Annotated in this window: 19 protein-coding genes; 8 read left to right on the top strand and 11 right to left on the bottom strand. The window is 40.4% G+C overall.

Annotated elements, in window-relative coordinates; all coding sequences use genetic code 11:
• Nucleotides 1-25: 25 nt before the first annotated feature.
• From QQL36_RS27080 to QQL36_RS27110, 7 genes are all read right to left on the bottom strand, one after another.
• On the bottom strand, nucleotides 26-712 hold the full coding sequence (locus tag QQL36_RS27080; protein ID WP_083730607.1) for a hypothetical protein: 687 nt from the start codon (nucleotides 710-712) through the stop codon (nucleotides 26-28).
• 29 nt (nucleotides 713-741) lie between these two features.
• Nucleotides 742-1,008 (bottom strand): hypothetical protein, encoded by a 267-nt coding sequence (locus QQL36_RS27085; RefSeq protein WP_143709221.1) that lies wholly within the window; start codon nucleotides 1,006-1,008, stop codon nucleotides 742-744.
• A gap of 270 nt (nucleotides 1,009-1,278) precedes the next feature.
• A complete protein-coding gene (locus tag QQL36_RS27090; RefSeq protein ID WP_321567417.1) occupies nucleotides 1,279-1,992 on the bottom strand; it encodes an SGNH/GDSL hydrolase family protein in 714 nt (237 codons plus the stop codon).
• Nucleotides 1,993-2,013: 21 nt separating this feature from the next.
• Nucleotides 2,014-2,652, bottom strand: a complete 639-nt coding sequence (locus QQL36_RS27095; RefSeq protein ID WP_321567418.1) for a hypothetical protein — start codon at nucleotides 2,650-2,652, stop codon at nucleotides 2,014-2,016.
• 64 nt (nucleotides 2,653-2,716) lie between these two features.
• A complete protein-coding gene (locus QQL36_RS27100; protein WP_321567419.1) occupies nucleotides 2,717-3,613 on the bottom strand; it encodes an IS1595 family transposase in 897 nt (298 codons plus the stop codon).
• Between the two features lie 847 nt (nucleotides 3,614-4,460).
• Nucleotides 4,461-5,150, bottom strand: coding sequence for a hypothetical protein (locus QQL36_RS27105; RefSeq protein WP_321567420.1), 690 nt, complete (start codon nucleotides 5,148-5,150; stop codon nucleotides 4,461-4,463).
• Nucleotides 5,151-5,161: 11 nt separating this feature from the next.
• The gene (locus QQL36_RS27110) at nucleotides 5,162-6,172 is read right to left on the bottom strand and encodes a hypothetical protein (protein ID WP_321567421.1); all 1,011 of its coding nucleotides are present in this window, start codon (nucleotides 6,170-6,172) and stop codon (nucleotides 5,162-5,164) included.
• Nucleotides 6,173-6,186: 14 nt separating this feature from the next.
• On the opposite strand from QQL36_RS27110, the gene QQL36_RS27115 reads away from it, so the two are divergent.
• Nucleotides 6,187-6,807 carry a phage integrase SAM-like domain-containing protein gene (locus QQL36_RS27115; protein ID WP_321567422.1) on the top strand — a complete coding sequence of 207 codons (621 nt, stop codon included), beginning with the start codon at nucleotides 6,187-6,189 and terminating at the stop codon, nucleotides 6,805-6,807.
• A 273-nt stretch (nucleotides 6,808-7,080) separates the two neighbouring features.
• Here the strand turns inward: QQL36_RS27115 and QQL36_RS27120 are convergent, their stop codons facing one another.
• From QQL36_RS27120 to QQL36_RS27135, 4 genes are all read right to left on the bottom strand, one after another.
• On the bottom strand, nucleotides 7,081-7,608 hold the full coding sequence (locus tag QQL36_RS27120; protein WP_321567423.1) for a dihydrofolate reductase family protein: 528 nt from the start codon (nucleotides 7,606-7,608) through the stop codon (nucleotides 7,081-7,083).
• 104 nt (nucleotides 7,609-7,712) lie between these two features.
• A complete protein-coding gene (locus QQL36_RS27125) occupies nucleotides 7,713-8,558 on the bottom strand; it encodes a DNA-binding domain-containing protein (protein ID WP_321567424.1) in 846 nt (281 codons plus the stop codon).
• The gene (locus QQL36_RS27130) at nucleotides 8,551-9,474 is read right to left on the bottom strand and encodes a DUF692 domain-containing protein (protein ID WP_083730535.1); all 924 of its coding nucleotides are present in this window, start codon (nucleotides 9,472-9,474) and stop codon (nucleotides 8,551-8,553) included. Before QQL36_RS27130 ends, QQL36_RS27125 begins: the two co-directional genes overlap by 8 nt.
• A gap of 9 nt (nucleotides 9,475-9,483) precedes the next feature.
• A complete protein-coding gene (locus QQL36_RS27135) occupies nucleotides 9,484-11,571 on the bottom strand; it encodes a ferritin-like domain-containing protein (protein ID WP_321567425.1) in 2,088 nt (695 codons plus the stop codon).
• Between the two features lie 324 nt (nucleotides 11,572-11,895).
• On the opposite strand from QQL36_RS27135, the gene QQL36_RS27140 reads away from it, so the two are divergent.
• The 7 genes from QQL36_RS27140 (at nucleotide 11,896) to QQL36_RS27170 (ending at nucleotide 19,635) form a co-directional block, all read left to right on the top strand.
• Nucleotides 11,896-12,273, top strand: a complete 378-nt coding sequence (locus QQL36_RS27140; RefSeq protein ID WP_321567426.1) for a S26 family signal peptidase — start codon at nucleotides 11,896-11,898, stop codon at nucleotides 12,271-12,273.
• Nucleotides 12,274-12,653: 380 nt separating this feature from the next.
• Nucleotides 12,654-14,183 carry a phosphoethanolamine--lipid A transferase EptA gene (gene eptA, locus QQL36_RS27145; protein ID WP_083727617.1) on the top strand — a complete coding sequence of 510 codons (1,530 nt, stop codon included), beginning with the start codon at nucleotides 12,654-12,656 and terminating at the stop codon, nucleotides 14,181-14,183.
• A gap of 438 nt (nucleotides 14,184-14,621) precedes the next feature.
• The gene (locus QQL36_RS27150) at nucleotides 14,622-14,834 is read left to right on the top strand and encodes a hypothetical protein (RefSeq protein WP_321567427.1); all 213 of its coding nucleotides are present in this window, start codon (nucleotides 14,622-14,624) and stop codon (nucleotides 14,832-14,834) included.
• A 590-nt stretch (nucleotides 14,835-15,424) separates the two neighbouring features.
• Nucleotides 15,425-16,663 carry an aspartate aminotransferase family protein gene (locus QQL36_RS27155; RefSeq protein WP_321567428.1) on the top strand — a complete coding sequence of 413 codons (1,239 nt, stop codon included), beginning with the start codon at nucleotides 15,425-15,427 and terminating at the stop codon, nucleotides 16,661-16,663.
• Between the two features lie 12 nt (nucleotides 16,664-16,675).
• Nucleotides 16,676-17,701, top strand: a complete 1,026-nt coding sequence (locus QQL36_RS27160; protein ID WP_083727623.1) for an alcohol dehydrogenase catalytic domain-containing protein — start codon at nucleotides 16,676-16,678, stop codon at nucleotides 17,699-17,701.
• An 11-nt stretch (nucleotides 17,702-17,712) separates the two neighbouring features.
• Nucleotides 17,713-18,396: an HAD family hydrolase gene (locus QQL36_RS27165; RefSeq protein WP_083727625.1), complete on the top strand. Its 684-nt coding sequence runs from the start codon at nucleotides 17,713-17,715 to the stop codon at nucleotides 18,394-18,396.
• A 90-nt stretch (nucleotides 18,397-18,486) separates the two neighbouring features.
• On the top strand, nucleotides 18,487-19,635 hold the full coding sequence (locus QQL36_RS27170) for an MFS transporter (RefSeq protein WP_321567429.1): 1,149 nt from the start codon (nucleotides 18,487-18,489) through the stop codon (nucleotides 19,633-19,635).
• Nucleotides 19,636-19,639: the final 4 nt, after the last annotated feature.

The raw sequence follows: 19,639 nt of genomic DNA on the forward strand, positions 1-19,639 counted from the left end.
AATGGGAATTAAAGGTTATGAATAATTATTCTGAAAAGTTGAGTTCACGGAACTTAACCAGCGGCACCATAGCTGCCAGCGTAAAACGACAGGCAATAAGTGATGCTTTCCGGTTAAGCGTTAAACGAAAGCGGGTATCACCTTTCGGCTTAACGTTATGAACAATGCGGTCAAGGTTATGTATAATGTCTTTTACCAACGTGGTGTAGGGATAGTCAGTAGGCAGTTGCCGGTAAGGACTTGCAGCTGCCATTTCAGCAAACGAATCCCGCAAAAGAACTAATGCCTCGTTGGGTATGGAAGGCATATTGCTTAAACGAAGCATGTTTTCCAACAGGCAGCGCAATCGAAGGCTTACCCATTTTACTGGCTGTATGGCATAGGTTCCCCAATATTGATCCGGGTTTTCAAATATAAATGTGTAGTTATTACTATCCAGGCATTCCTGTACCGCTTCCAGCAGCCGGGAATATACCTGCTGATAGGGCTGGTCTTGTTGCCTTACCATATAATCTGGTTTATCTACATCTGTTTTTGCTTCTTCCAGCAAAACTGCTGATTCATTACTGGTTAAAGTGTTAGTCTCTGCATCTGCCAATGCCAATCCGTTCCGCTTGTAAAATGCTAACTGCTTGCAGGTATCACTGCAATATTTACGGGTGCTTCGTAAGGCTTGCATCGGTGTGCCGCAGGGTTGACAGGTAGTTGTCATTGATGTCAGTTTAACGGTAAACGATCTTGTTAATAGTCAAGGGCTTCATCCTGTGGACTGCCTTTAACGTAATAACTATAATCACCCAATATGCCAATGATGTTTTGTAAGGCTTTCTTGTGTTTAGGGTTCCCCTGTTGGTGGGTAATTTGCACCATCAGGGTGCCTTCCTGCTCATTGATACCTTCTTCCTTCCAGTACAGGTGGTTATTGAACAAGATGCGAATGATGTCCAGTAAAACATCAATGGGAATAGTGTGTGAGCTGGTTGTAGCCGGTTTGTTAGCACTTTGCATGTGATGCTCATTAAAGGTAAAAATCAGGAACAACAGGAAAAGGTACTAACTATGCATCATATAACAAATGGTGCCCTATGGCTATTAGTTTAACTGTCCAGAACTAGAAAAACGCGGCTGGAATAAGTAGCTTGTATTATAGCCTATTTATCATCCGTTAAATTTTCCCGACCCTGACATCCCATAAAAGCCCAAAAAATCTCAATGGCATTTATAAAATAAGTTCTATTCCAAAAGCTGTTTTATAACAATAAGATTAGAAAATATGAGCTACTGAATAGTGGTCTTAAAAATAGAATCTGACAAAACTGATTGAACAATTAAATAATGGCCTCTGTTATTCAGATGAATCCCATCAGCTGCTGCAAATTCAGGTTTTATATAACCTTCTGGAGTAGAGAGGGTGTCATATAAATTATTAAACTTGTCGCCATAGTTGCTCATCATCTTTTCATTCAGCGTTTTCAGGCGACTTCTAATTGCTGCATCATCAAAGTTGCGCGGCTGGGTACCAAACAGGATATATTTTACTTTTGCTGAATCCAACAGCCGCACCATTTCCTTATAGTTACTCATTATTTCATTATCACTGTAGCCATTTGCAACATCATTGGTTGGATATGTAATCATCACTAAAGAAGGATAGTAAGATAACGCCTTGGTAATATTCTTTGTAGTATCTGTTAGTGGCATACCTTCCTGAACGGAATAATTTTCAGGAACTCCTTGATAGGTAGTGTAACCAGCTACAGCGAGATTAATAAAATAAAGTGTCTTTTTATTATCCAGAGTAGCCAACCTTAACCTGTTTACCCACCCCGAATCAGTTGGATTAGCTCCAATACCTGCTGCGGAAGAGGAACCTATAATTACGATATTAGCGGATTTTGAGCCGGCAGACTCTCCTGGATTATTTACTGCTTCTGTGCTTTTAGTACACGAAAACCAAAACACAATGGATAACCCAAATATATAATTTCTCATTGCTATCTAAATAGGCATTTATTAAAGACTTCCGAGTTTGTTCATATACGTCAGGTATGTATCCAGATCGAACTTCTTCTTACTTAAATGTTGATCTAATCTATACCAGGGAAGATACCTATTATCATTCCCATCCATTAAAATTGGCATAAAATAGGGTCTGTATCCATACTTCTTTTCTACCTGCCAGTGGGCACTTTTACTCCTTCTCATCTTTTCTCCAATAAAAATCCCTAATGGTATAAACAAGTCCATATACCGCTGTTGAGGGTCAATTTTATTCACCTTTTTGGATATTGCATTGTAGTAAGCGGTATCATCTTTTTGCACATCAATTTCCAAATCTAATTTCTCTGACAATATTTTAAGCCAGTAATTTATTTCGCTGGCGATATTTACCAGATGTTCCTGATTCGATTTAAATGGGTTATAATTGTCATCTTCAATAGGTACTCCATTTTTTAGAACTTCCCGCATGGTGGCTTCGTCTTCAAAAACGATTCCTTTGCCACCGCTAGCGGGTAGCCAGACAATTTTATTATTATTGATTGTATAAGCACAAGACAAATCTTCTTCATTTTCGCTCAAAATCTGCCCATTTTGCTCTCTTAAAATTTTTAACAGCTCTAGGGAGGATTTAATTTCATGTTTCTGGGCCATACCTAAACATAAATTAGTGATCAAAAAAATGTTGTCCAAATAATTTTCATAAAAATAAATAGAATTACCCATTTAGCTCTCGTAAAGTTAAAAATAAAGGAGCAGCAGCAACCATCCTGGATAAAAGTTTGTGCATTATACTGCCCAAATGATTTCTTCTGTTAAATCGGAAATGAAATTCATTTAAGTATGCCTGCATATGATTTTCAGAAACACGATGATGAATGCCTCTTAACCAACCTTTAAAATTCATGATATGAGTATGTAAATGAGGAAAATTTTTGCCATTACCAGATTCTACTTGCTCCAATCGTGGAAATATATTCTTTAGTGGAGCATAAGCTGCCCAGCCATCTGTCACTACCCGTGATTTTTTATCGATGTGTTTTTCCATGAATGGCTGAAACGATGTAGAGCTGTAATCCTCTATGCATTGGGCATACGCTCTGCCAGTCTTTCTATTTCGGCATACTTTTTCAACTGCTATCAGGATAATTTTTCGATCACCTTTAGCCCGACCTTGATTCCCTTCTTCCTTGCCACCAATCACAAATTCATCTACCTCTACACGACCTTGTAATGGAAACTGTTCACTACTTTGCATGCCCTCCTGCACTTTGCGCTTAAAATACCAGGCACTTGTTTGACGGATGCCATATTCCCTGCTTATTTCGCAACTTGACATCCCCTTTTTACTTACACTCAAACGGAAACAAATCTGAAAAGCTGTCAGCAAACTGAATTTTACTTTATGAAACAATGTCCCTGCAGTGGGAGACTCATTATAATTGCAAGCCTGACAACGTCTATCAAGCCACCTTTTACCTTTCCACCACATTTCTCCACCACACTTCTTACAACGAAACCCTTGCTGCCACTTCAACTCTGCAAGGTATTGTAAACACGATTCTTCATCTGGAAAATGTCTTTGAAAACTTTCAATTGTGATGCCCCTAAACATAGTTTTTTTTATAAAGCTATGATAGCACTACGCCGCATATTTGCGTAACGACCCGTAAATGGGTAATTCTAAAAATAAATTTTAAAACTGATAATCTACATCCGGATGCATGAAATGTATCTTCAAATGTATCTCCAACATAATCTTCTCACTGACCGCTACTTGTAAATGTTTTGCAAGAATATTATTTTGCTAAAGTCATTAAAACCGATTTAGAGAGATCTTGCCAACCGCTCGTATTTCCATTTTGCACACCTTTGACGAAATCATTAATACCATTACCGATATTTACTGCAAAATTCGAAATACTGTTTTCAATGGCACTATAATTAATCCGAGCACATAATTTATATCCATAGTGTCCAGCAGTAAAACCAGTTATACCACCACCAATAGTAGCTAACGAGAGATCATTTCCTGTTAGACCATTATTTTCTGCAGTTGATTTGCAACATCATTGGTTGGATATGTAATCATCACCAGAGAAGGATGGTGCGATAACGCATTGGTAATATTCTTTGTAGTATCTATTAGTGGCATATCTTCCTGAACGGAATAATTTTCAGGCACTCACTGATAGTGTAAACTGCTACAGCGAGATTAATAAAATAAAGTGTTTTTTTATTATCCAGGGTAGCCAACCTTAACCCGTTTACCCACCCTGAATCAGTTGGATTAGCTCCTATACCTGCTGCGGAAGAGGAACCTCTAATTACGATATTAGCGGATTTTGAGCCGGCAGACTCTCCTGGATTATTTACTGTTTCTATGCTTTTAGTACACGAAAACCAAAACACAACGAATAACCCAAGTATTTAATTTCTCATTATTATTAATATAGCGTTAACTAAAGAGCTCCCAGGCTGTTAACCAGTGTAAGGTATTTATCAAAATCGAACTTCTTTTTGCTTAAATGTTCATATAATTTATACCAGGGATGATACTTTTTCTCACTTGCATCTATTAAAATTGGCATAAAATAGGGTCTGTATCCATACTTCTTTTCTACCTGCCAATGGGCACTAGTTCCTCTTTTTATCTTCTCCCCAATAAAAATTCCTAATGGTATAAACAAATCTGTATTTCGATCGTCAGGATCAATTTTATTCACCCTTTTTGAAATTTCCTTATAATAGGAAGCGTCATCCTTATTTACATCAATTTCCAAATCTAATTTCTCTGACAATATTTTAAGCCAGTAATTTATTTCGCTGGCGATATTTACCAGATGTTCCTGATTCGATTTAAATGGGTTATAATTGTCATCTTCAATAGGTACTCCATTTTTTAGAACTTCCCGCATGGTGGCTTCGTCTTCAAAAACGATTCCTTTGCCACCGCTAGCGGGTAGCCAGACAATTTTATTATTATTGATTGTATAAGCACAAGACAAATCTTCTTCATTTTCGCTCAAAATCTGCCCATTTTGCTCTCTTAAAATTTTTAACAGCTCTAGGGAAGATTTAATTTCATATTTCTGGGCCATACCTAAACATAAATTAGTGATCAAAAAAAATGTTGTCCAAATAATTTTCATAAAAATAGATTTTAAAACTGGTAATCTACACCCGGATCATCCCAAAATATGGTTGTAATATTAAAGGGTATTCCTCCCACCCTTGTTCCTTGTTCATATCCAAACCTCACCTTTACCTTTTTATTAACAATCTTATATTGGGGAGTCCATCTTCTAACAAATAAACCCATAACATAACCACCCACATAGATTTTTGTACTAACTTGTGAATTAGTTGTGGTAACAATATTGAACTCCGCGGCCCCCTCATAAACTGCTCTAGGTTTATCCTTTACCAGCGCTTGCATCTCATAAGCAACCTGTCCCCTTGAGGTGCTGGGAGTAATATTTCCTTGTTTCGCTTTAATTTCAAACCAGGCAGCTTCTGGAAAACGCGTAGTTTTGCCTGATGAAACATTCTGCAAAGTGGTGGTTGCTTTCGCATCTATAATTATATTTTTCCTGCTAGAGTGGATTGGCCAGTACAATCCTTCTCCATCGTCAAGGTGGTCAGGTAGAGTATTTTGTGCGTAAGAGTTCAGATAGCCAACCATGTTTTTGGAGGCTTCCGCCCATACATGGAATGTCTTTTCAAATGTATCTCCAACATAATCTTCCCACTGACCGCTACTTGTAAATGTTTTGCCAGAATATTGTTTTGCTAAAGTCATTAAAACCGATTTAGAAAGATCTTGCCATCCACTAGTATTTCCATTTTGCGCACCTTTGAAGATATCATTAATTCCATTACTAATATTTACTGCAAAATTCGAAATACTGTTTCCAATGGCACTATAATTAATGCTAGCACCTAATTTATATCCATAGTGTCCAGCGGCAAAACCAGTTATGCCACCACCAATAGTAGCTAAGGCGAGATCATTTCCTGTTAATCCATTATTCTTTGCAGTTGAATACCCTATAGCGGAACCAATAGCCATAGTAGTAAACTGGGTCGCCCACTGAGTATTTGTATAACTTGCAAAATCAAATAATGAAATACTCCCTGAAGGGTCTGTGCCATTCACAGGATCATTTCCCATTACTACATAGGGATATGAAAATAGGATCTTACCTAAACAGGACGAAAGATAAAAGGATCTACTATTATGACTATGGCCGGCTTCCCGGACAGCGGCCTGCAATAGGAGTATTTACTTATACGAAACCGAAGAACCAGACCGAAAAAAATCATAATAAGCAAGCCTTAGAATTAATAGATGTTAAAAAAAGCCAGACAATAATAGAACAGCAATCTATAGGATTTGCCTACACTCCACCGCATAAGTTTAAGGAGAATTTCCTGGAATACTACGCGGAATATGTAGATAAAAATAAGACAGATGGTAACAGGGCTTTACAGAACAGCTTTAAACAATTCAAAGAATTTGTAGGGCGTAGCTTCGTTTCACCAGTTGACATTACGGAAAACCTATGCAAAGAGTTTAGGAAATTCCTTCTTGCCAAATTTAAAGGGGAAACTCCACAGGGATACTATGCAAGATTTAAGTGGGTACTAAACGCAGCAACAAAGGATAAATATTTCCAGGTGAATCCAACAGACGAAGTTTCAGCTATACCCAATCCCAGCGCTACGTTAAAAAAGAACCTTGAAGTGGAAGATCAAGTTGAATTCTTGGGGAGTGAGCAGTTGTATGATCGATTATTTCTTTTTTGAATCTTTCACAATGAAAAGTTCCTCTTCTAATCTCCATTGCGATCTCACTTAAAAATCTTCCCTCATAGGCAGGGTAAGTATTTTTGAATTTTAGATCTGGATACTCTAATGCCGGACTTTTAACGCTTATAGACAGTGATGGTCAAAAGTTGAAGATAAACCACCACCTGATAGGGCTTGCCACATTTGTAAGCCAGCTGGAAGGTAAAACTGGCATCTGGACCAGTATAAAGACATTACAACGATAATGCTCATAGAGTTGTCTGAATCAGTCTATTGCTTTTTTATTTCATAACACAATTCGACCATTCCGCTTTTATAGGCGGCCACGTCTTTCAGATGCAATATAACTTCATGTCCTATATGTTCAAAGAACGCCGTGCCTTCGCCAAGAATAACAGGCAGGAAAGACAACCTGATTTCGTCTGCCAGGTTTGAACGGATAAAATCTTTTGCAAGCATTGCTCCGCCTACAAGCCAGACATGTTTATACTTTGATTTTAGTCGTTCATTCACCAGCTCGTCCAGATCGCCGGAGTAAAGTGCTATGTTTTGTTTATAAACAGGGAGGTTTCTGTGAGAGACTACAATTGTGGGTATGTCTCCGTAAGGCCATCCATAAGATGCAGACAGTTCCAGCGCATGTTCGTATGTATGGGCCCCCATTACATAGCAGTCTATTTTTTTAAGAAATTCATCGGGGTCTTGTCCTGTAATTCCTTTCTCATAATAATCGGGCGTGTCAAACCACGAAACGCTATTGTCTTTTTTGGCAATTATTCCATCAAGGCTTGAAACCATATGTATGGTTAGCTGAAATGTGTCTGTTTTCATTTGTTTGGCAGGAAAGCTCTTTAAGTTACAGCAATATTTTGAAAGAACTTCGTCTTGTAGATATCCACATATTATAGTCCATCACGATAAATATATCCCGACTTCAACGCAAGCGGTATCCACAGCATTAAATCGGCCATCAGGGAATCACTATTTACGCCGCACTTTTGGGAGGCAATACTAATAGCAACAAGATAATCATTATGATTTTGCAATGCTTTCAGAAACTGCCATTGCCATAACTCCAAATCGCCTATTTGAACAATGTATCCGCTTCTGCTGATAGCAGCAAAGCTTTCTTTTATATCAGGAGTAGGAGGATTTTCCAGGCGTTGTACGGCCTTAATAAATTCTGCTAACGGAAAATGTAGCTGTAACAATATCAGGCATGGTGAAGTCCTGATTGAGGTCGTATCCAACAGATAAAGCATTTGGTTGTCATAAGTACTTTCTTTTCCCCTCCCTTCAATGCCCTTGCTTCTTGAAGCTTCAGCTATTGAACGTTCAAATATTGCAACCTCAACAGGAAGATCATATATGGATGGTTCCTCACTTACTTTTTCCTTTGGCAGCGTGCCTCTAAGGAATGTGGGAAAGTATAGTCCAAGATCATACAGGTTGGGAGAAGCAGGTGGCACGCTTGCAAGATAGGCACTGGCAAATATATTGAATAGTTCAGGACCAAGTAGTTGTAAGAGGGCCGGATATTCTGCCTTCATACATTCCATTAACCGTAGTACATATCCTTTGGCATATATTTCTATTTTTTTCATTGCTGGCATACCTGCGGTGGAGAGTATTACCTTCTCATGATTGAGATGATAGCATTGATCGGCCATGTACACTTTATCATTTAGCCTGCCAGGTTTAATAATAATCGACGTAAGCCATTTCTGAATGTTGGCCAGTTCACTCATGGGATGTTTGTATTTGATGATCTACAGGATTAGAAACCGCATTTAAATAAGGTGTACGATAGACAGGTACATCAGGTAAATGGCCTTGTAATACCTGTTTTGCTTTACTTACTTCAGCGATCAGTTCATCATATTCAGGAATATTTGCGTCCCATTCTAATAGGGTAGATACACCTCCGGTAAGCTGCTGTGCAAGATTATACAAACGCCAGACCTCTGTAGGCACTGGCTGATCATGTGTATCCAGATAATATTGATAACAATCTGTAGGTCCGGCAATATGTATTTGAACTACTGCTTCATGTGGTATGTTACGAATATAAAATTCCGGATCGAAATGGTGATTATTACCTGATACAAAAACGTTGTTTACGTCAAGCAGTAAACCACAGCCGGTTTTATGCACAAGTTCAGTCATGAACTCCCATTCGTAAAGACTGGAGCTTTGAAACTCCATGTACGTTGAAGGATTTTCCAATACTAATGGTCGTTGAAGTATATCCTGAACCCGGTTTATACGCTCGCTGACATGTAGCAGACTTTCTACTGTCAGGGGTAAAGGCAACAAATCATGGGTATTTAAATGAGCTACTCCGGTCCAGCATAAATGATCTGATATCCAGACTGGATTTACTACTGCGGCAAGCTCTTTCAGTTGTTCGAGATAGGCAAGATTTAATGGGTCTGTACTTCCTATTGACATAGATACGCCATGCATGACAATGGGTCTTAATCCTGCAATATGTTCCAACACATGTCTTGCGTAGCCAAAATTGTTCATGTAATTTTCACTGATGATCTCGAACCAGTCTATAACCGGATCGTTTTTCATCAGGTGTGCATAGTGTTTGCTGCGTAAGCCGACGCCCAGGCCAAGATTAGGAAGGCCCAGGCGTTTGTTGTTATTTATATCCATAAATATAGATCAGGTAGATGGAGGAAATGCCAGCCTGATATCACTAGGCTGCGGTTTAACTGGCTCTGGTGCATCGGGATTCCTGGTTTTTAAAACCTTTGTGTAGGCTTCCCATGCTATGTCATAAACCAGGTCGCCATATTCAAATACTACCTGGCCGGGTAATTTAGTAGTACTGTGATCCGGACCTTTAAAATCATTTAATTCCATTGCACCGACGACAGCAGGTTTCCCTTGCTGATCAGTAAACGGCGGGTAAATCTGAGAAGCAGAAATAGGAACAGCGCATCCGCCAAAACTTTTACAAAGATTATCGGCAGGAGCACTGTATGCCGGTGTCGGTAAACCGCATCCGGCTTGTAAATTATATTGGCCCTGGGCCAGTTTTACACTTTGGCTACATGATTTTGACTGGCCTACCAGTTGCACAAATCCGCAACCTCCCTCGGCCTTGCATGAGTTTGACCCTCTGCAATTATGGTAGACTTCTGCGGATGCGCAGGTGTTGTCAACCGGTGCATCGTTGTTCAGATTCATACCCTGACATGCGTGATAAAGTGTATTGACCTGCCGGACTTTTACACCTACCGAGAGATCGGGTAGCTGACCAAAAACTGCCCAGCACATCATCAGGCGGTCGCCGGAGCCACTCATTGATGGAAAAGGAAATCCTACAGAGCTGTTCTGCCAGTACTGGTCAAGCACAGTGGTAATGCCAGCTATTGCGCCTGTAGCCACTTCACAAAACTGTTTGTAGTTGGCATTTCTTTTTGCTTTATCCGGCTTTCCGGAATTATCCAAGGGATTATTAAGACGGTTTAATGCGCCTGCAATTTCTTCTGCCGCTGGCAATGGGTGTTTGTTTTTATCATAATCCTCACCCATCAGATCCTGAGCAGTCCATTTATCAGCACCTTTCCGTATCTGATTATGCCAGGTAGGCCATGTTACAATTTTACCGGATTTAAGATCTTCCTGTATTTGTTTAAAGCGCTCATAATGGTCATGTTCACCATTATTATGACGGGCGTATGCGTGAGATGACGCGGCAGGGGTTCCGGTATCTGTATAAGAAGGATAATCCGCTTTAAGTGCTTCATCGGAAGCCTGGTATTCGGGATTAACCGCCTGTAATCCTGCTGAAGGGCGTAGATTCTTCCGGATACCTTTACCCTCACCCTGGTCAGTTATACTGCAGATAAGTTTGAATACAAGTTCTTTTGCTTTATCTGGCAGCCAGCCCGATATGGTAGTCGTCAACTCCTGGAACTCCTTATAGGGATGGCCGGGAGAAACAGTGTTAAATATGTCCTGCTGTATAGCGGCCGGAGAATACATCATTTCCCAGAGAGTGGTAACCTTACCTTCAACATCTTTGTAAGTGATATCAAGGTAATCCCAGAGGCACTGATACATCTGACCAATACTACCGAACATTGGCAATTGATCTCCCTTTTTCCAGTTTTTAAATGGGGTTATCGGGAAATATTTGTGTAGTTCACTATCTTTAATACGTGCTTTAGCTTCTTCTTCGGGAGCCTCAATGGCAAGGAACAGATCATTCTGACTTAGATTAAGCTCATCGAGTTTTACCCTCATATCAGCATAATTAACACCATTTGATACAGGTTTACAATCCTGGAAATCAACAATACCCGGCAGAATGGTACTTTGGGGATTGTAACATGTCCATGCATAATTGTTGTTTTCTGGCGACATTTGGGTGAACTGGGGTACGATACCCAGCGCTGTTGCTACATTTGAGGCCAGTTGCAAATGAAGCATCTCTTCAATGAATACGCTGAATATTGTATTAAATGCTGCTTCATTCTCAGGAATATTATTTAAGGATGATTTTTCTCCTGGTCTGAAGGTAGGAGCTAGTCCCGGCCATAAACGTCCCTGATAAAGGTTACTTTTCTTTCCGGTAATCTGGTGTAGTCCCTGTATAGAGTACAAAGACGTCATGTACAGGGGAATCGTGAATAGTTCAACGTTTACAGCCGTTTGTACGATAGCCTCAACGGCGGCTTTGTCTGTTTCAAAGAATTCCGGGGAGCGATCAAAAAGATCTTTCTTTTCTGCTTGCGTCTTCATTGATTAAATGTTTAGGATCATAATAAATCATACAAATTTTGCTTTCATTATGGGTATGAGATCAACAATATAAAAATAAAGGGGTAAAACCGACTTGTCTTTATAAAATGGGTATGTAGAATAACGCGGATCATCGTCTATTTGTTTAATAAAATTAATTTTTTGCGATATTGGCTATTATGGTATGACGCTCAGTATCAGAAAACCCGATTGTATTATTTTCATCTTTAATAATTCTTATAGGCTTCGGTATCCGGGGCTACGTTTTTCAAATGCCAGCCAACAGCAAGTGTCAGACGTTTGTGTAATTAAAAACTCAATTGAATGAAGGGAACTTTAAAAGTTATTTTATTATTGCCGGGGATTCAATTTGTACTCCTGTTAATCGGTCGATTAGCAGATGTTTTTCAATACTATAAAGCCCCGACTATCGCAAACAAGCCTTCAATAAAATTAAATAGCAGAATGCTGGGCTCCAGGTTCATCTCTCCGAAAAGATTAGATTTTATTTGGTTTACAGGTGATACTCCATTCGGTAGACTGCCTAATATTTATAGATTGTGTGGCTTGCCAGGCGACATTGTTGAAATAAGGAAAGGTATATTATTCGCTACTGATAAAGATATTGATAAGGATTTAAAATTGGGGCACTCTTATATTGTTACACGAAATGAGTTTGAAAATATAAAACCCCTTACTTAATTCTACTTTGACAACTTAGGAACCATCTGCTCCAACAAAATCGAATCTTTTCCCAAGACTAACCTGTCGCTTTACAATATAAAGAGCCAAATCAACTTTACTTCGGTTAATATATCTTTCCCTGGGTACACCAGCTGCTTTGTACTTTAAGTTATTCCTTCCAGCACCTTCTTAATTTCTTTGAAGGCGTGACATTTGCAAAAAAATCCGTATCAGCCGGAAATATAGAATCTGGGCTTGGGTTAACAATAAAAAGTACTATCTGATTTTATTTTATTAATACTGGCTTGTTTCGTTAAACAGCTAAAAATTAACAAAAATTTAATAATATTATATTTTGTACTAATTTTATCGATTGTTATTGTTTAATAAAATGGTTTATGCGGTTATTTAAGGATAATATAAAAATCGTTCACTTTTCTTTATTAATAAGTTGTCTTAACTTCTTATTCTTTCATTTTCCCTTTTTCAAATTTATTTTTAATAATGTTGATTATAAAAGTTTTAACGGTATTTCCATTATTATTTGTTTTGTTATCCTAATGCTGGTTGCAAATTCTTTTGTCTTTTTTTTGATGTTCTTTCTATTTCGCTTTGTAGGAAAAATTATCCTGGCATTACTCTTTATTGTCAGCGCAATTGCAGTTTACTTTATTAATACTTACGGTGTTATAATAAATGCAGAAATGATGGGTAATGTGCTAAATACCAATTATGCTGAGGCGTCAGGTTTTTTTTCCATAAAATTACTACTCTATATAATTCTGCTTGGTGTTATTCCTGCCATTATTATCATAAAAGCCAAAATAGTACATGTAACATTCAAGCGATTTTTAGTCATCGCTTTAGCTAGTTTATTATTTATGTTAACTGTAGTATTTGCCAATTCCCAAAATTGGTTGTGGGTTGATAAAAATTCAAAAGTATTAGGTGGGCTTGCAATGCCATGGAGTTACACTGTAAATCTTTCTTTGTTTTTTGTACATAAACACCAGGAAAATGAAAAAGAAATATTATTGCCAGATGCTACCATAAAAGATAACCGGAAATCGGTTGTTGTCTTAGTGATAGGAGAATCCGCCAGAAGCGAGAATTTTTCTTTATACGGGTATAGTAAAAATACAAATCCATTGCTTTCAAAAACCCCTGGTGTATTTCATTTTAATGCTACCTCTTGCGCCACCTACACTACTGCAGGTGTAAAGTGTATTTTAGAAGCTAAAAATACCGGCGAGTTGTATGAGATTTTGCCCAATTATTTATATAGAAATGGCGTTGAGGTTGTCTGGAGAACCACAAACTGGGGAGAACCACCTGTTCATATAAAAAATTACCTGAACAAAGAGGCGCTGATGAAAGATTGTAAAGGCGATGAATGCGATTATGATGAAGTTCTTTTGAATAACCTGAAAGAGCAAATAGCAGCAAGTACAAAAAACAAGATATTGATAATTTTGCACACAAGTACAAGTCATGGACCTGAGTATAGCAAAAAGTATCCGCCTCAGTTCGAAACTTTTAAGCCAGTCTGTAATAGCGTTGAATTAGCAAAATGTTCTAGTACAGAACTGGTCAACGCTTATGACAATACGATTCGTTATACCGACTATATTTTATACAATGTGATTGAAGATTTAAAACAATTAAAGGAATATAGAAGTGCAATGATTTTTGTTTCCGACCATGGCGAATCTTTAGGAGAAAAAAATCTATACATGCATGGTTTGCCTTTAAGCCTGGCGCCGAAACAACAATATGACATTCCTTTTATAGTTTGGACATCTGAAAACAGTTTAAAACCATTGAACACAGAAAAATCATTGTCACAAGACTACGTATTTCACAGTGTTTTAAATTTTTTGGGCATACAAAGTCCTGTTTATAATGAGGAATTGAACATTTTTAAATAGCGGAAGACTATAATTAATTGCGCCTGACGTGGAAGATAACCTGTCCGCTTCTCCAAAATACTGTGCCAGACATTCCAAAGTATGGGAAAGCTTTTTGGCACGAAGCGAATGAGTGAGGACGATACTCTGTTCCATATAATACTATTGAAGACATTAAGTTCAATGCGCTGAACGTAGTATTAGCATACGAACCGAATAAAACCATAGTAGAAAATACAAGCCGCTGTTCCTGCAACAGGCTGCCTGGTGTTTTAACCATTTATTGGGATAACAGTGAGAAAATGAAGATGATTTACTTTTTTTAAAAGATGCGTGAGGTAAATATTTCTTTTAAAGCATGATTGTAGTATGGTCACGAAATTAGAACTAATATTAGGCTGCTGAAAGTAGGTACGTCGCCGTCCCTTAACCACTTTGAAGTTAGAAATGAGCCTGACAATGGATGACAACGAAAAAAAGTTTGATAAATTCACGGCCCTGCAACAGCAGATCTACGCAGGACCAGATGCGTATAAGCACAGTATTCTCTGCGACTGTTGCTCCATATTCGCTAATAAATGGAACCTGCTGGTAGTCGTGATAGAGAACTTCCCGGATGAGATCATCGAAATCCACACCGAATCTTATTGGAGAGAAACGTTTTTAGGATAGAGAGTTTATTTATTCGCGTATTTCCGGCGGTAGAACAGTTGCGTGACCATCATGCTTGCAGCCATGATACCAAGTGTATACTTAAAGGTAACATTACCAGGACCACTACCGGGAGGGCCAACATACATAGCTTTTCCACCCGATACATTTGTGAGTAAGTGACACCAGCACGGCCCGGATCAGACTCAAGAAAGCACTGGGGGCAAGCGTGGAAAGCATGTCCTGCACTCCTTTCGCAGCGGCCATAAAGTTATAGAACAGTACGCTCCACAGCATGGATAGAAGTATATAAAGAAGAATGTAAGGAAGTTGCCTAATGGATTTTTTATTGCACCTCAATTATAATATATAGTACCTGATTTTTCGAAAATAAAAAAAAGAAATTTATCCGGATTACATTTTACTTTACAGCTATTATGTAACCCGTTTTACTATTCCATCTTTAAGACAAGATCTCTTATTGTTTATCCTTTAAAAAACCCGTAAGACCCTCAAACTACAAAAATCGAAAAACGTATCATGACACTCCCCCCTGACGAAACATCACCCTCGTCCGGCACTTCAATGCACATACTCTAAAAAAAAATTCCATGACCACTACCCAAGTCCAATTCAACAAAGGGAAAGGCATTCGCCTGTACACCCCTGATCAGGATGAATACATCGACGCCGTGTCCGGCACCTTTAACCTGGCATTAGGTTACAGCTACCCCGAACTGGTTGATGCGCTCAAAACCCAGCTGGAAGACCTTATCCACGTATCGTCTTCCTTCACCGGCGACCTTGCCCAGCATGTACTGGATAGCATTCTTGCCCAAGCACCAGCCCATATCACCACCGGCTGGATGCGCGACATTATTGGTTCCACTGCCAATGAAGGAGCTGTTAAAATTGCCAATAAGTATAATGGCAGAAATGAGGTCATCAGCCTCTCCCTGTCCCACCACGGACAGACACTTTTCGCGACCGCCATCTCAGGTAATGCCTTCCGGCGCAAATCTTTTCCAAATACGGTTGTAACTCAAAATGGTATTGTACCTGCACCTTACTGCTATCGTTGTCCTTTTTCGGCAAAAGGTGCACCTGCCTGTGGTTTCCTTTGTACAGAAGCCATTCACGACTATGCTGAGTATGCCGCTTCTGGTGGTGTATCATGTATCATCATAGAGCCTATCCTCGGCAATGGTGGCAATATCATACCTCCTGAAGGTTACTTTGAACGGGTCCGCAAGATCTGTGATGAGCTGGACATTGTACTGATCGCTGATGAGGTACAGACGGGCATTGGCAGAACAGGGCACATGTTTGCAAGTGAGTACTATGACATTAAACCTGACATCATCACACTGGCCAAAGGCCTTGGTGGTATTGGTATTCCTGCTGCTGCTATACTTTACACACCCCAACTGGCCGTGCTGGAGAAGTTTGAACACTCCTACACATCCGGTGGTAACCTGCTATCGCTGACAGCATCACAGAAGACCATGGAGATTGTATCCCGGGAAGGTTTCCTGGAAAACGTGCGTGAAAATGGGGCAGTCCTTGGCCGCCTGCTCAACAATCTCAAGGAAAAATATGGCGATGTAATCGGCGATGTACGTGGTATCGGCTACATGTGGGGATTAGAAATCGTTGATAAGGATGGTGCGCCAGATGTAGATCTTACTAACAAGATCATTGACATTGGCCTTGAAAATCATCACCTCATACTGCGTGGCTCCCGTTATGGATTTGGAAATGTCGTGAAAGTAAGACCTTCCCTGACAACAACAGTTGATGACATTGAGGAGATCTGTGCACGGCTGGATAAGATATTTCATGAACTTTAAAAATTGCAAATCATGCAAGCTATTGTTTATAACAATCCCTGGGAGATCTCTATCCAGGAAAAGGAAGAACCATCTATTATACTTCCCGATGAAGTGATCGTAGAGGTCCGTGCTACAGGCATCTGCGGTACAGACCTCAGTATTATTTCCGGTGAGTACATGGCACGTCCGCAGGTGATCATCGGGCATGAATCTGCCGGGGTGATCGTGGATAAAGGTTCAGCTGTGGATAATTGCCAGATCGGAGACCGGGTCATCATAGACCCCACTTACTATTGCGGTTATTGTGATAACTGCCGTAAAGGGCTGCGTAATCATTGCCTGCTGAAATCCTCTACAGAAGCAGGTGTGTCTATTGATGGCACATTCACCCGGTATTTCAAAACCACGCAACGATTTATTTATCCATTGGCAGAGGCAATCCCTTTTGAGCAGGGGGCCATGTCTGAGCCATTGAGTTGTGTGCTCACAGCTGTAAAGAAATTGCAGGTCACACCCTTCATGCGCACAGCTATATTGGGTGGGGGACCTATTGGCCTGTTGTTCTACCTGGCCCTGAAGCAATATGGTATACGTGAAGGCGTGATCTATGAAGCATCGGGTCAGCGTATGCAATTGATTGAAAAGAATGACGTGTTGACTGATCGCTGGACCATGTCTCCATCGTTTGTACCGCAGAAGAACCAGTATGACCTGATCATTGATACCACAGCCAGTCTGCTGGAAAAATCCATCCAGGCTATTGCTGACGGTGGAAAGATCTCACTGATGGGATTGCGCAATAATCTGCAAACAATCAATCCACGTGAGATAGCGGATCGCAGTATTTCTATCATTGGCTCCATTGATTCACAGGACACTTTCCGGCATGCGGTGGATCTCATTAACAGCGGCCAGCTGGAGTTGCAGAAGATCATCACAAATGAGTATGATCTGAATAACTTCGATGCCGCTATAAAGGATCTGGGTTGCGATCGGACTACCCGTCAGCGAAGTAATAATATCAGTAGTCTTAAATCAGTTATCAGGATCTCTTAAAGTTAACCAGTATGAAGTACATCATTTTTGATATAGACGGTACATTGACCGACACCACTGCAATAGACGACCATTGTTATACCCGTGCGATAGAAGATTGCTTTGGTTTTAAAGATTTCGAAACGAATTATGGATATTATCAGAATACCACAGACAGTGGCATTATCGACCAGTTGTGCCGTGAGAGACTGGGTCGCACATTTACTGAAGCAGAGCGGGATCATTTCATCACTCACTTCTGTGGATTATTGCAGCAGGCCTACCAGGAAGATCCTGCTACCATTCGTGAAATAACGAAGGCAGGAGCTGTGATCGGGCTGTTATGCCAGCAGGAGCATTATAGTGTAGGACTTGCTACAGGAGGATGGCGGCAATCGGCACATTTTAAACTGCAATGTGCGGGGATTGATGTAAGTGCCTGTACAGCTTCTTTTGCACAGGATGCACTGGCGAGGCAGGATATTATCCATGCTACAATCCGGAAGATGAATGAAAAAAATGGACTGGATACTGCACCGCCCGGCATCGTTTATGTGGGAGATGGTGTGTGGGATTATCTCACTACGCAGCAGATGGGTATTGGGTTCATTGGCATTGCCAATAAGAAACTCGCTCACCTGGAGGATATTATCAGGATTGAAGATTACGATCAGCTCTATCAGCATATAGGATTATATGCTGAGAAGATCAAGTAAAAAAGTGCTTCACCGCAGCCCATGGGCTGTGGTGAAACATGCTGATAATGACCTGCGGTACGCCTTAAACAGATTAATAAATGTGAATTTATGCTTTCAGTTACGATTGACCAGAAACGTTCCTACCGTATAGCGACGTCCATTTTCTTTTTTATAGCAGGCCTGACCTATTCAAGTTGGGCCTGCCGTATTCATGATATCAAATCACAATTTGGGCTGGGGAACGCCGGGCTGGGGAGTGTCCTCTTTGCATTGCCCATCGGGCTGATGGTGAGCCTGCCTGTGTCCGGGTGGCTGGTGACAAAGACGGGAAGCAGGAAGGTATTAATAGCCGCCGGCCTACTGTTTCCAGTTATGCTTACATTTATTGGATTTACCACACACATCTGGCAGTTGGTCATCGTATTATTCTGCTTTGGGTTTATGAACAACCTGTTTGAAATATCCATGAATACGCAGGCTGTGGGTATTGAGAATTTATATGGGCGCTCGATCATGGCTTCCTTTCATGGGCTTTGGAGCCTGGCGGGATTTACGGGTGTGGGTATTGGTACCCTGGCTGTAAATCTGAACTGGCCTATATGGCAGCACTTCCTGATAGTAGCGTTGCTATGCTGGGTGCTGGTATTCAGTGCCAGATCATACCTGTTGCCAGCCGATGCGCCTACGGATGATGGGCCACTGTTTGCCATGCCGGATAGGAAGATCATGCAGCTGGGATTGATCGCGTTTGCCAGCCTGGTCACAGAGGGGACTATGTTTGACTGGAGCGGGGTATATTTCCAGAAAGTGGTGCAGGTGCCTGAGGCATTGACAACGGTGGGGTATATCGCTTTTATGAGTACGATGGCCGGTGGTCGATTTGTAGCGGATAAGGTAGTGACACGCCTGGGTGTGAAGCATGTGCTGACATATGCTGGTATGATCAGTAGTACAGGGTTATTGATCGCTATTTTCTTCCCGCATATCGTGACGGCTACGCTGGGTTTCCTGTTGGTAGGGATTGGCGTTTCGTCTATTGTGCCATTGGTATTGGCATTGGCAGGTAAGTCAGACACGTTACCGCCGGGCATGGCAATAGCTGCGGTGTCCACCTTAGGGTTCCTTGGATTCCTGATTGGTCCTCCGATGATCGGTTTTATAGCAGAAGCACTGGATTTGCGATGGTCATTTGGTTTAATTGCTTTGTTTGCCAGCTGCACTGTCTGGCTGACACGTGGTATTGATACAAAACAATAACAAT

Source organism: Chitinophaga sp. LS1 (assembly GCF_034274695.1).
Taxonomy (GTDB): Bacteria; Bacteroidota; Bacteroidia; order Chitinophagales; family Chitinophagaceae; genus Chitinophaga.

Excerpts from the sequence above, each read along its gene's own strand:
- QQL36_RS27155 (WP_321567428.1), top strand. The coding sequence starts at position 15,425 with ATGACCACTACCCAAGTCCAATTCAACAAAGGGAAAGGCATTCGCCTG.
- QQL36_RS27105 (WP_321567420.1), bottom strand. The coding sequence starts at position 5,150 with ATGAAAATTATTTGGACAACATTTTTTTTGATCACTAATTTATGTTTA.
- QQL36_RS27115 (WP_321567422.1), top strand. The coding sequence starts at position 6,187 with ATGAAAATAGGATCTTACCTAAACAGGACGAAAGATAAAAGGATCTAC.
- QQL36_RS27125 (WP_321567424.1), bottom strand. The coding sequence starts at position 8,558 with ATGAGTGAACTGGCCAACATTCAGAAATGGCTTACGTCGATTATTATT.
- QQL36_RS27135 (WP_321567425.1), bottom strand. The coding sequence starts at position 11,571 with ATGAAGACGCAAGCAGAAAAGAAAGATCTTTTTGATCGCTCCCCGGAA.
- QQL36_RS27090 (WP_321567417.1), bottom strand. The coding sequence starts at position 1,992 with ATGAGAAATTATATATTTGGGTTATCCATTGTGTTTTGGTTTTCGTGT.
- eptA (WP_083727617.1), top strand. The coding sequence starts at position 12,654 with ATGCGGTTATTTAAGGATAATATAAAAATCGTTCACTTTTCTTTATTA.
- QQL36_RS27120 (WP_321567423.1), bottom strand. The coding sequence starts at position 7,608 with ATGGTTTCAAGCCTTGATGGAATAATTGCCAAAAAAGACAATAGCGTT.
- QQL36_RS27095 (WP_321567418.1), bottom strand. The coding sequence starts at position 2,652 with ATGGCCCAGAAACATGAAATTAAATCCTCCCTAGAGCTGTTAAAAATT.
- QQL36_RS27085 (WP_143709221.1), bottom strand. The coding sequence starts at position 1,008 with ATGCAAAGTGCTAACAAACCGGCTACAACCAGCTCACACACTATTCCC.
- QQL36_RS27160 (WP_083727623.1), top strand. The coding sequence starts at position 16,676 with ATGCAAGCTATTGTTTATAACAATCCCTGGGAGATCTCTATCCAGGAA.
- QQL36_RS27130 (WP_083730535.1), bottom strand. The coding sequence starts at position 9,474 with ATGGATATAAATAACAACAAACGCCTGGGCCTTCCTAATCTTGGCCTG.
- QQL36_RS27110 (WP_321567421.1), bottom strand. The coding sequence starts at position 6,172 with ATGGGAAATGATCCTGTGAATGGCACAGACCCTTCAGGGAGTATTTCA.
- QQL36_RS27080 (WP_083730607.1), bottom strand. The coding sequence starts at position 712 with ATGACAACTACCTGTCAACCCTGCGGCACACCGATGCAAGCCTTACGA.
- QQL36_RS27140 (WP_321567426.1), top strand. The coding sequence starts at position 11,896 with ATGAAGGGAACTTTAAAAGTTATTTTATTATTGCCGGGGATTCAATTT.
- QQL36_RS27165 (WP_083727625.1), top strand. The coding sequence starts at position 17,713 with ATGAAGTACATCATTTTTGATATAGACGGTACATTGACCGACACCACT.
- QQL36_RS27150 (WP_321567427.1), top strand. The coding sequence starts at position 14,622 with ATGGATGACAACGAAAAAAAGTTTGATAAATTCACGGCCCTGCAACAG.
- QQL36_RS27170 (WP_321567429.1), top strand. The coding sequence starts at position 18,487 with ATGCTTTCAGTTACGATTGACCAGAAACGTTCCTACCGTATAGCGACG.
- QQL36_RS27100 (WP_321567419.1), bottom strand. The coding sequence starts at position 3,613 with ATGTTTAGGGGCATCACAATTGAAAGTTTTCAAAGACATTTTCCAGAT.